At 64.6% G+C, this 11,061-nt stretch carries 15 protein-coding genes; 11 read left to right on the forward strand and 4 right to left on the reverse strand.

All coding sequences use genetic code 11. From position 1 onward, the window contains the following. Positions 1 to 57: 57 nt before the first annotated feature. From OU416_RS37595 to OU416_RS37610, 4 genes are all read right to left on the reverse strand, one after another. Complete coding sequence (locus OU416_RS37595) at positions 58 to 498, reverse strand: Imm1 family immunity protein (protein WP_270931858.1); 441 nt, start codon at positions 496 to 498, stop codon at positions 58 to 60. A gap of 304 nt (positions 499 to 802) precedes the next feature. Next, complete coding sequence (locus OU416_RS37600) at positions 803 to 1,150, reverse strand: hypothetical protein (RefSeq protein ID WP_270931859.1); 348 nt, start codon at positions 1,148 to 1,150, stop codon at positions 803 to 805. Next, positions 1,147 to 1,809 carry a hypothetical protein gene (locus tag OU416_RS37605; protein ID WP_270931860.1) on the reverse strand — a complete coding sequence of 221 codons (663 nt, stop codon included), beginning with the start codon at positions 1,807 to 1,809 and terminating at the stop codon, positions 1,147 to 1,149. The genes OU416_RS37600 and OU416_RS37605 overlap by 4 nt, the downstream gene beginning before the upstream one ends. Positions 1,810 to 1,817: 8 nt before the next feature. Then, on the reverse strand, positions 1,818 to 2,078 hold the full coding sequence (locus tag OU416_RS37610) for a hypothetical protein (RefSeq protein WP_270931861.1): 261 nt from the start codon (positions 2,076 to 2,078) through the stop codon (positions 1,818 to 1,820). A 1,016-nt stretch (positions 2,079 to 3,094) separates the two neighbouring features. Here OU416_RS37610 and OU416_RS37615 point away from each other — a divergent pair. The 11 genes from OU416_RS37615 to OU416_RS37665 form a co-directional block, all read left to right on the forward strand. Continuing rightward, positions 3,095 to 3,802, forward strand: coding sequence for a helix-turn-helix domain-containing protein (locus OU416_RS37615; RefSeq protein ID WP_270931862.1), 708 nt, complete (start codon positions 3,095 to 3,097; stop codon positions 3,800 to 3,802). Between the two features lie 730 nt (positions 3,803 to 4,532). Next, positions 4,533 to 4,979 (forward strand): hypothetical protein, encoded by a 447-nt coding sequence (locus OU416_RS37620; RefSeq protein ID WP_270931863.1) that lies wholly within the window; start codon positions 4,533 to 4,535, stop codon positions 4,977 to 4,979. After that, positions 4,979 to 5,335: a hypothetical protein gene (locus OU416_RS37625; protein WP_270931864.1), complete on the forward strand. Its 357-nt coding sequence runs from the start codon at positions 4,979 to 4,981 to the stop codon at positions 5,333 to 5,335. The genes OU416_RS37620 and OU416_RS37625 overlap by 1 nt, the downstream gene beginning before the upstream one ends. After that, entirely contained in the window at positions 5,328 to 5,690 is a 363-nt protein-coding gene (locus OU416_RS37630) for a WhiB family transcriptional regulator (RefSeq protein WP_270931865.1), read from the forward strand. The genes OU416_RS37625 and OU416_RS37630 overlap by 8 nt, the downstream gene beginning before the upstream one ends. A 285-nt stretch (positions 5,691 to 5,975) precedes the next feature. Next, positions 5,976 to 6,206 (forward strand): hypothetical protein, encoded by a 231-nt coding sequence (locus OU416_RS37635; RefSeq protein ID WP_270931866.1) that lies wholly within the window; start codon positions 5,976 to 5,978, stop codon positions 6,204 to 6,206. Continuing rightward, a complete protein-coding gene (locus OU416_RS37640) occupies positions 6,206 to 6,397 on the forward strand; it encodes a hypothetical protein (protein ID WP_270931867.1) in 192 nt (63 codons plus the stop codon). The genes OU416_RS37635 and OU416_RS37640 overlap by 1 nt, the downstream gene beginning before the upstream one ends. Before the next feature lie 197 nt (positions 6,398 to 6,594). Next, positions 6,595 to 6,867, forward strand: coding sequence for a hypothetical protein (locus OU416_RS37645; protein ID WP_270931868.1), 273 nt, complete (start codon positions 6,595 to 6,597; stop codon positions 6,865 to 6,867). Further along, a complete protein-coding gene (locus OU416_RS37650; RefSeq protein ID WP_270931869.1) occupies positions 6,860 to 7,060 on the forward strand; it encodes a hypothetical protein in 201 nt (66 codons plus the stop codon). Before OU416_RS37645 ends, OU416_RS37650 begins: the two co-directional genes overlap by 8 nt. A gap of 182 nt (positions 7,061 to 7,242) precedes the next feature. Continuing rightward, complete coding sequence (locus tag OU416_RS37655; RefSeq protein WP_270931874.1) at positions 7,243 to 8,604, forward strand: FtsK/SpoIIIE domain-containing protein; 1,362 nt, start codon at positions 7,243 to 7,245, stop codon at positions 8,602 to 8,604. A 264-nt stretch (positions 8,605 to 8,868) separates the two neighbouring features. Continuing rightward, positions 8,869 to 9,357 (forward strand): hypothetical protein, encoded by a 489-nt coding sequence (locus tag OU416_RS37660; protein ID WP_270931870.1) that lies wholly within the window; start codon positions 8,869 to 8,871, stop codon positions 9,355 to 9,357. After that, on the forward strand, positions 9,354 to 11,061 hold a 1,708-nt coding region (locus OU416_RS37665), incomplete at its 3' end, for a replication initiator (protein WP_270931871.1). The genes OU416_RS37660 and OU416_RS37665, both read left to right, overlap by 4 nt.

An 11,061-nucleotide genomic window follows, 5' to 3' on the forward strand; every position in this document is an offset into this window, starting at 1 on the left:
ACCGCCAGGGAGTGGCCTGCCGGGTCGCATCGCACATGCTTCGGATCCCCAGTGGGCTCAGATGAAGCGTGGATCTGCGGGATCGAGCCGCTGTGGGTGCCCGTACTCCGGTCGTTTCCATGCCAGCGCGGGGCGGTGGCCGTGCTCGGCGAGTTCGCGTGCTGCTTGGCGGGCATCGGCTTCGGGAATGGCGGCATCATGGTGGATGGGCGTCCAGCCCTCGGGGCAGAGGAACCCGGCGTTATCAGGAGCTTGGATGGTGCCTTTGCTGGTGAGCCGTTCGGCAGTGTCGTCGTCGTACCAGATCAGGGCGCTGTAGGTGCTGGCTCCAAGGCCGATGGTGAGGGTTCGTCGCTGGTCGGCCGTGGTGATGTTGACGTAGACCGGGGTAGCGTCGGCTTCGGCCTGGTCGGCGATGAAGCCAAGCTGCTGTTCGAGTTCGGCAGCCCCGTCAACGGGTATGGAGTCCTGGCCGTGGCTGATGACGAGTTCGCTCACCGGGATCCTTCCGTGTCGACCTAGCTGGAGCCTGAGCTTACCGACGTGCGGTCCGGCTGCGGGCCGATTCAGAATCGTTCATGGCGCAAGCAGATCCGCGGTAACTCTGGTCATGGGAAATCCCCCCAAAGAAGAATTTCCCTCGGGCCTGCCGGAGGTGGCTGCCGGGGTGCGCGGGCGCGGTCGGCCGCCAGGCCGCAGGCGCAAGCCCGCGTGGGGTCCCCGGCAGGGGCCGCCGGAGGCGGCCCCTTGATCCTGTAGAGAAAAATTCGGCAGCAACCCTAAAAGCAGGAGACTTCAGGGATTAGCTGTAGAGCATCGAATCCCTGATGGAGATCGTGGGGAACACTCGCACGTCAAGCTGTCCGGAGAGCCCCTCCGACTCGAATTCGACAAAGAGTCGAGTTTCCTGACCCTCGGTTCGAATGGAAAGCGATTTAGCGGACTCGCGAACGAAGCGCCAAACGGTCTCACTTCCATGACTCCACAGGAACTCGACAGACCTCTGCACAGCGTCGAAGCTCAGTTGGAGCGTCCCGTTATCGGAGTCGATCTGAATTCTCTGAATCCAGGGTTCATCAAGGATCTCGGGCGCTTCTCCGAACTGCTCAGCAAATTCCTGCTGACCGGGAGTGATCATGCCGCTGCTCACTTCTTGCCTCTCTTCGGGATCATCGTTGTTAATCGTAGCCCTTGGCTTGTCACGTGCCAAGTTGTCTCAAGCTGGAGGAAGCCGCCTGGGCCAGCCAGCAGGGAGTCACGGATTTGAAATTCGCCATGCTCGTTCGAGAATGTCTCTTTGATATTGCTGTCGGTACTCACAACCTGCTCTAGGTGCCGACCAAGGGTTTCGCACCCGCCAGGGTTATTAAAGATACGAATGCTGTTCAGTTCGGACAGGTTTTGCTGAGATCGATCTTTGTTGTGCTTATTTGAATTCGACTCCCCAAAGAAATACCTGAACTTCCTTGGGTCGATCACAGCCTTGTTTTTGGGTGTGACGTCGCGGGGTTCCTGATCCTGAATGCCGCACCCATCCGATGGCGACCGGTCTTTATTGAGGATTTTCGCCTTATAATCCACAATCAGCTTTTTGAGCTCGATGCAGATTTGTTGGATGCGCTCAAGATCCTCAACCGATTGGCGCCAGACCTCGAAAGCTTCTGCAAGCTCACCGTTGGTGCTCTCTGAGGCGATCGGGTGGAGAATTTCGATTGACTCTTTTAGCGCGTCCAACGCGGTTGAGATCGCTTGAGTAGATAAAAATTTGGTCGCCCGGTCTAAATCTCTCTCGACCTCACCCAGGCCCATGCGTTCCCCTACAGGCGATTCGCATAATTCTCTACGGCGTCCATGCTGAAGCCCAGAGCCCGCTTGACGTCGGAGATCACCTGGATTGCTTCGTTCATCATCCCCGGAGCCCGCTGGACCTCTTCCTGCTCACTTCCTTGAGCGGCGGAGGTTAGCGCATTCAGTCCAGATTCGAGATCAGAGATCGCCCGCTCAATTTGATCAATGCTTTCGCGCGCCTTGCTGCTGGCCTGAACGATGCCCGCTTGGATGTCTTCTACGCCGGACACGTTCTTCCTCCTGAGCTTGGGACCGGTGGCCGCGCCGGTCGGGGGGCAGGTGCAACTACACGACGCGGCCACCGGGGCTTAGGTTGAGCGGGCATGTGCGGCAATGCAGCGGTGACAGCCCACTGGGGGAACTCGGGAGTAGCTAGGAGCGTCGTTTCCGATGATCTGGTCGCCGCACCAGGCCCAGCTGGTGAAGTCGGGGTGACGTTCGTGCACGACGCGGTGGTGATCCACCCAGACGTCGGCGTGTTCGCCGGTCTTGTCTCCAGCGTCGAACCATTCGACCAGGGACGTGCCAACCTTGAGAGCGAAGGCAGTGCCCGCGGCTCGCTTCGGGAGTTCGCTTGCTTCGACTGTGCTGCGGTTCATTCGGCAGACATCCCTTCGCGCAAAAGGGAAAGTTCAGTCGGGCAGCGGGTGCACGGCATTGGCACGCCTAGCCGAGGACTCGGCGGGTGCAGATTCGTCAAGGGGACCCCGCAGAGAGCCCGAGTCGCTCCGCTCACGATGTGGTGCTCGACGTTGTTCGCACCGACCAACCGGCGAGTTTCGGGGGCACTCACTCGCCTTCGCTCCGCGTAGAGACCGCAGCCTGGTGCGGGATGCTGCCCTCATCCATCCACGCGGGCCCGTGGCCCTCGTGCTCGTGTTGGGCGACGACCTCGGGATCATCGTTGGTGAAGAGGCATCGCGGGGCGGAGCAGCGCCACGTTGCCGAGGAATCTTTGGCCAGAGTTCGACGGGGCATAGCGGCCTCACAGGTTCGGATCTGAGTGTGCTGACTGGCCTTGAGACAGTCGGACGGAGGCGGTCTCAGCAGCTCTCGTTAACAGCCGGTCTTCGCAGCGGGTGAAGCACGCGCGAGCCCGCCTTGCCTCCTTGGGTGCCTCGTTGGCTCTCTAGGGCGGCCAGCTGATCGATTCGGGCGATCTGATGGGAACTACCGATCAACGCGTCCTGCCCAGGAGTAGTCTTCCGATCACGGGCCGTGGCTGGAAGCGTTTGGGGGTCTACAGGTGTCTTCAGTTGATGACGTCGGGCCGACGCTCAGGGAAGCTCGAACCGGTGCAGGAATCAGCCTGCGGGAGATGTCACGGCTGATCAGCTACTCGAAGCCCTACCTCGGGCTCGTTGAGACTGGTAAAAGGCCCGCGACGGTAGATATCGTGATCGCGTACGAACGTGAGCTAGGGCCGATTGGAGACGACATGCTTCGTCGTCGGGACATCACCCATCCCCGAACGCTAAAGGCAGACCGGCCAACTCTGACCGAGCTCGCTCGTTCAGTCGGCAACGGAGATCCCGGGGTACTTGCGAGCGCCCCAACAAGCCGCTCTATTGACTTCTTCCTTGCTTCGAAAGTTGGAGCAGAAGGAGCAGGCCACCTCCGAGAGTGGGTTCGCACTGGCAAGACTTCCACGCTTCGAGCCAACGCACTCGCTGTGCTGTCGAAGATGGCACGCAAGGAAGACATTCCGTTGATCATTGAATGCTTGGAGACAGACGAGAAAGTTCGCTTCCTCAGCTTGGCATCCGAAGTCTCCAAGCTCATGCAGCACGACTGGGAGACCTCGAAGGCTGTCGCCAAAGCCCCTGCCACCGCACCCAACCCTCGGAAGCTGGCAAAGGCGCTGACGAAGGAAACGCTCTTGGATTCTGACGCCGAATCCCGTTGGTGCGGGGCGTATCTTCTCAAGGAGCTAGTGCCGGTTCTCGGCCGGTAGCCGACCGGATGCCCAACCTAGCTATGTCGATGCGCTGACGTCCCGGGCCACACCTGAGCCACGCGCGGCCAATATCGTGGGTGCTGCGGCACAGCTTCTTCCTACCACCCGTTGTCTCCCCGTGACCCCGCTTTGTGGTGCGGTCACGGGGAGACTTTCTTCTATGCGGACCGGGTTCGATGTGGACTGCACAGACGTTCCACTCGTCCGCCCTCGTACCCTCGCGGGGTTGCTGGGCGTGGCAGGGTGCGTTCAAGCACGTGGGCGAACCGACGTGTCGTACGAAGAGGCCGCGCGCCTCAACTAAAGGCGGTGTTCGAACCGGAGGCTGTTACGGTAATTCTCGTATTTGAGAATCACGCGATGAGAGCTCCGAGGGAGCACACTCAGATCGCTGCTTGTCAAGTGGATGTTTCACTCTCTTGGCGGTTGCATGTAGTGGACGTTTAGTTGGATTTTAGCCGATAGCCGACCGGCGAAATGTTGATCTTGATGGGCCCCATCGAAGCGCAATTTCGCGCAAACAGCGGGTTGCGTTACGTGGTATATACCACACCACGTGTTCGCTGGTGGTGGGCTTGCGGGGGCGGAAACCGGCGTTAGGTTGGAGGTAACCCCGGGAGATCAACAAGGGCTTTGGCCCATTCGGGGGATCGCGGGGGAATTCTGTTCGGGGCAATTCGCGACGGGGGTTTGTCGAATGGCGATAGCGCGCAATTTCCGTTTCCCGGTGGCGTTCGAGGATGCTTTTCCGGGGGGCGCGTTGGCGTTGAGTGAGGTGGAGGCGGCGAACGAGCGGCAGTCTCCGCAGGATCGTTCGCGGGGGGTTCCGCCGCGTCAGCGCGTGGATCTGGTGACGGGGCTGCCGGTGTGGAAGGTGACGGTGTCGGACCCGTCTTCGTTGCGTCCGGCGGAGGCGGCGGTAGCAGTGGAGATTCTGGCGGCGGAGAAGCCGGAGTTACCGGAGCCGGTCGCGGGAATGGCGATGCCGGTGCGTGAAGTCCGGTTCACCGGGATGGCGGTGGAACCGAAGCTCGGCGGTCAGGACCAGTTCCGGTTCATCACCTACACCTACCGGGCGGAGGGGATCGAGTCGCCGTCGAAGGCTTCGGGGCCGAGTTCGGGTTCGTCGCGGTCGTCGAAGGGTGCGGGGTCGGCTGGTTCGGAGAGCCGGTGATGGCGCGGCGGGTCAAGCGCACGCGGCGGCGGGCGTGGATGGAGAAGAGCGGGGTGCAGCCGGAGCCGTCGATGGTGGGTTCGTTGCCGGATGAGTGGCTGGTGACGGGTTCGGATGACGGGGCGTTCTTTGTGCTCGGGGGTGCGCTGGCGGGTGATCCGGACGTGCTGATCCGGGTGGAGCAGGCCACGGGCGGTGGGCGTGATCTGACCGAACCGGCGTCGTGGTTGGTGGCTGAGCTGCTGGCGGCGGTCACGGGCGGCACGGCGATGGATGCGGAGTTGACCGAGGACGAACGTTCGGATCTGTCGTCGCGTCTGCGGATGTTGATGCGGACCGGGCGGGCGGATGGCTGAGGATGATCTGTGCGCCTTGTGGTGGCGGTTGTTCGCTCGACGGTTGTGGGGCGCGGGCACGCGGCCGGAGTGGCATGAGGAGGCTGCGTGCGCCGATCAGCCGGAGCTGTTCTATTCGAAGTCCGGTAAGTGGGCGCACAACGTTGAGGACGCGCGCAGGGTCTGCAACGGCTGTCCGGTGCTGGCGGAGTGCTTGCGGGATGTCATCGGCTGGGAGTCGGCCCGGTCGGTGCCTTCGGCGTCGATCGCGGGTGTGGCCGGGGGCATGACCGCCGAGGAACGCAAAACCTTGTACGCCCGGTTCAAGGTCAAGCCGAGTGGCCGTCCCCCGCGTTCGCCGCCGAATCAGCAGTAACCACAGATTCCGTCCTGTTCGGACAGTGGATGTGAGGGGGTGGTGTGGAGTGCGTGAGTGGGGCACCGAGTGGGGTTCGGAGGTTGAGCCGGAGGGGCAGGGGTGGTCGCGTCCGGGGTTGGTGCCTGCCCCGGACGTGGACAAGTTGGGGTTGTGCACGGTGTGCGGGGAGCCGGAGGAATCGCACGTCATCGGGGGTGTGGTGAGCGTGCGGGAGTTCCACCGCGCGGGGGCCGGGGGCCGGTACAGCGATGAAGTCGAGTAATCGGGAGAAAGGGGGTTCGGGTGGCTGAGGTGCACGTCGTGTCGACGGCGTTGTCGGAATTGCTGGCCAGCAGTGGTGATGTGGTCCGGATGGTGCGGGGCGAGATGTTCTTTCACCTCGCTCAGGTGCTGGACCTGGTGGTCGAGGCGGCCACGTCCTTGGGCGGTGAGGCGGAGTTCGTGGAGAGGCTGCGCGCGTACTCCCAGCAGTGCCGGGAGCAGGGCCGGGCGATTCTCGGGGAGGTCGCGTGATGGCCGATCCGGACAACGATGCGCAGATCTTGGACCTGGTGGAGCACATCGCGGCGGCGCTGCACCGTGATGAGGGCTGTCAGGCGCTGGTGGTGCGGCTGGCCCGGCGTGCGGGGTGGGCGCAGGCTCGGCGGCTGGTGCTCTCGCGGGTGCACCGGGATCGCGGCGTGGTCCCCGCTGGGATGGCGTGACGGTTTCGTGCGGTGCCGAAAGGCACTGGCTCATCGTCGTATGGGAATCGGACACGGAGCTGATCGTGGTGGTGTGCATCCGGTGCGGACACCGGCTGTTGTCCGCTCACGAATCGCAAGGGTCGTTCATCTGGGATTACATGCGCGCCAACAACAACGGCGGCTGAGGGTGAGACAGAAACGGGGGTGAAGAGTTCATGACGGCAACGATCGGTGAGACGTGGCGGGTGGTGTCGGACCCGGACGCGCTGATGGAGGCCTCGGTCCAGGCGGGCCGAATTCAGCGCTTCGTGGAGGCGGCGGATGACGCGTGTTCGCGGGCGTGGAACGTGGTCGGTGAGGCGCTTCCGGGTGAGGTGGAGGAAAGCTACCGGGCGGCCCGTAACGCGTTGTGGGGCGTGAAGGGCGATGTGTCGGTGGTGCGGGACCGGCTGCAGCGACTCGGCATTACGGGGGGTTCGCGTGGCTGAGGTGGAGTCGGAGGAGATCGAGCGGGCCGGGCTGGAGGTCGGCAACGCGGCTGACGAACTCGCGGCGGCGGCACGGGGGTTGATCGACTCCGGCTGTGAACTGGGGGCGCGGATGGTCCGGGCGGTGTCGGTGGTCCGTGACTTCGGTGACGGGCTGGAGATGACGGGACGGGAGTGGAAGGCCATGGAGTAGCTCGCTGACGGGGGTTTGGTGTGGCGCGGCCTCGGCTCGCCCGATGCAGGTTGTCGGTCGGGTGCGGGGCCGCGTCGTTTCTTCACAAGGGTTGTTGGGGGTTGGTGATGGTGAAACGACGTGGTGGGGGTTCGGGAAAGACTCCGTGGGAGTCCGGTGGTGGCGCGCACCGGCCGTTGGACGTGGCGACCGAAGTAGCGGAGCTGGTGGAAGCGGTCGTCACGATGGCGCTGGGGACGGTGGGCTGGCTGCTGCGGCATCCGGCAACGCTGCTGGTGGGCGTGGTCGCCGGGGTATGGGCGTGGTCGTGGGGTTGGGTGTCGCTGGCGATCACGGCTGGCTGCGTTCTCGCAGGTGGGATCGTGTGGCGGGTGCTGCATCGGGCGAGCTTCGAGTACAGGGTGTGGCGGCACATCCGGGCCGGGGCGCTGCGGATGTGGGTCTATGAGCTGCGGTGGCCGCGGTGGGCTCGTGCGTCGCACCTGGTGCTGTTCGACTCCGATTTCCCGGACCCGATGATTCCTCCGATCCGCAAAGTGATCTCGGGCCGCTGGTGGGATGAGATGCACGTCCGCATGCTGCCGGGGCAGCGCCAGAGGGACTACGACCTGGCGGCCGAAAGCCTCGCGAACTCGCGGAAGGTGGAGCGCTGTTCGGTGCGGGAGGTCTCCCCCGGCGTGATCAGCCTCGGGTTCCTGCGCCGTGACCCGCTGGCCAAGCCGGTAGCGCTGCCGGAGATCACCGATCTCAACGGTGACGACATGCCCTTGGACGCGGTGACGATCGGGGAAAGCGAACACGGCGCACCGTGGCGGGTGCCGTTGCTGGGCTCGCACCTGCTGGGGGCGGGGATGTCCGGCTCGGGCAAGGGGTCGCTGTTGTGGGGCATCGTTCGGCAGGTGGCCCCGGCAATCCAGGCGGGGCGGGTCCGGTTGTCGATGATCGATCCGAAAGGCGGGATGGAGGCCGAACCGGGCAAGCCGCTGTATCACCGCTACGCACGCGACGACGCGGACGACATCCTCGAACTGCTGACCTCGCTCGTGGAGTCCATGACCATCCGCAAGCGGGATCTACGTGGGGTGGCGCGCAAGCTCACCCCGACCGCCGAAATGCCGTTCGAGCTGCTGATCATCGACGAACTGGCCGCCATCACCAAGTACCTGGGTGACCGGAAGAAAGAAGCGGAAGCAACGCGGCTGCTCGGGCTGCTGCTGACGCAGGGCCGCGCTCCGGGGTTCGCGGTGGACGCGTTCGTGCAGGAACCGACCAAGGACGTCGTGCCGATGCGGGGGCTGTTTCCGTACCGGGTGGCGCTGCGGCTGGATACCGCCTCTCAGGCGGACATGGTCCTCGGCGAGGGTTCCTGGCAGGCTGGAGCGTGGGCCGACCGGATCAAGCGTTCGGCACCGGGCACCGCCTACGTGGTCGAGGACGGGTTCGAACCCCTTCGGGTGCGGGCCGGGTACACCGATGACCCGGAGATCATCAGGGTCGCGCGTACGTACGCGGCACCGGTCAATGAGGAGAACGACGAGGCCTGACCGGTTTCGTCCCCTGAGCGGGGAACGTGCGGGCAGTCCGGCAACTGTCCAACAGGTGTTCGTGAGCTGGTACCTCATCAGGACGCCCGCACGTTCCCCACCTTTATGCCCACAACCCCGACCGCAACCCACGTTTTTCAGATCTACTCCGGTTTACCGTGTCGGTAGGTCGATATTAATCACATCATCCATCCACTCTGGACATTTGTTGTTTCCGGAGTGGCTGGATTTGTTGTGCTTGCAGGGAAAAGGTGAGGTGCGCGGGTGTTGGAGAATTGGCGGGTTCTGGAATGGCTGCCGACGGAATGGGCGGCCGGGTACGCGGCCGACAACGGCGACGCGATCGTGACGGGCGGATTCCCCGAAGAACCGGAAGTACTGCTGCGGGTGGTGGCGTGCCGCTGCCAGGGCTGGAACTACCGCGCCGCCCTGGCCGGGCTGCTCGCCCAGCTGCTGGCGACGGCCACCGATGGGGAGTACGTGCAGGTCACGGCAGGCCTGCTGTGGGAAATGGACGACCTTCCGCCTTCGGCTGCGCTGCGGCGGCGCGGCGGATTCCCCAACTACTGGCGGACCGAAAGCACCGCCGGAACCGGTGCGGTGCGCGTGGTGGCCGGTGCCCCCGACAACCCGCGCGGCCTGGTGGTGGTCGAGTCCGCCCAGCACGGGAACACCAGCTACGTCCATGACCTGGCGCTGTTGCTGGCCGAATGCCTCCGGCACATCGCCACTGCACGGTACGTACGCCCATGACCATCGCAAACGAACTGGAATCGCCGACCGGAGTCGTGTCCGCGGGAACTGCGGCGCGACGGATGAAAGGCCCTCGTGGCTGGGAGATCGCGCGGGCCACGGCTGAGGCTGAGGATGTGTGCATTCGGCCGCTGCTGAAGCGGCGCACGAACCTGGACACCGGGGCCTCGGAGGTGGTGCCGATCGCGTGCGGCAGGAAGCTGGCCTCGGTCTGCCCTCCGTGTGCTCGCAGGTATGCGCGGATCGTGCGGGTGCAGTGCCGAGAGGGCTGGCACCTGACCGAAGAACCCGCCGAACCGGAACCGGATGCGGACACGGTGTGGCTGATGAAGTTCCGCGCGGACCTCATGGAGCAAGGCCGGGACGCGGAACGCAGCGGTGACGCCGATGCGCTGGAGGATGTGCGGGAAGCACTGGCCGATGTCGATCAGCAACTACGCCAGGACAACGGAGTACGTGGCAAGCTCCCGTCGCTGGATGAGCCCGATGCCCCGGCAAAGCCCCGGAAAGTGCGCTCGACACGGCGTCGCCAGGATTCACCGGACCTGCCGCGCAAGCCGGTGGAGCAACGCACGATCGGACGGGAGTTCGCGGGCCGCTACCGACCGTCGATGTTCACCACCCTGACCCTGCCGTCCTACGGGCAGGTGCACGCCGTCTCGCGTGGTGGTCGGCGGTGCTCGTGCGGGAGAAACCACCGACCGGAAAGCCCGGTGCTCGGGACGCCGGTGGACGTGGCCTCGTATGACTACCGGCGCGAAGCGCGCGATTTGATTCATTTCGCTGCGCTGGCCGACCGGTTCTGGCAGAACCTGCGTCGCGCGGTGGGCTGGAACGTGCAGTACTTCGCGGTGGTGGAATCGCAGCGACGGCTCGCCCCGCACCTGCACGCGGCGATCCGGGGCAGCATCCCCCGCGCGCTGATCAAGCAAGTGGCCGCCGCGACGTACCACCAGGTGTGGTGGCCCCACCACGATCGCCCGGTCTACAGCGGCACCCGGTTACCGGTGTGGGTTCCGGAACGCTCGGCGTGGTGCGACCCGGATACCCGGGAACCGCTGCCAACGTTCGAGGAGTCGCTACCGGGCGAAGATGAGGAACCGGCCCACGTCGTCCGCTTCGGCGACCAGGTGGACATCCGGGGAGTCCTCGGCGGCGGTGAAGAAGCGCACCGGCACGTCAACTACCTCACCAAGTACGTCACGAAGGCGATCGGGGAAACCTACGCCGATGCCACCGAAGCACACCGTGATCACGCCGACCGGCTGTTAGCGGAACTGGCCATCACCCCGTGCTCTCCCCGGTGCCCGGTGTGGCTACTGCACGGCATCCAACCCAAGGCCGCGCATTCCCGGATGAATCCAGGGCTGTGTAAGGGCAACGCGCATAAGCGGGCGACATTGGGTGTAGCGGGGCGGCGGGTGTTGGTATCGCGGAAGTGGACCGGCAAGACCCGCGCCGAACACGCCCAGGACCGGCGCGATCACGTCCACGCGATGCTCTCCGCGGCCGGACTCCCGGTCGGCGAGAAATCACGCTCGGGTCGGTATGTGTGGGAGGCTGTCTCCCCAACTGATCCCGGCGTGCCCTCACGCTCCTACCTCCTACTTCAGGCCGTGGCCGAACGCAGGCGATGGAAAGCCGAGTTCGAGCAAGCCCGCCTGATCGTCGCCGCACGAGAGGGGACCTGCGCGGGTGGGCGGG

The sequence above is a fragment of the Saccharopolyspora indica genome, assembly GCF_027853965.1.
Taxonomy (GTDB): domain Bacteria; phylum Actinomycetota; class Actinomycetes; order Mycobacteriales; family Pseudonocardiaceae; genus Saccharopolyspora; species Saccharopolyspora indica.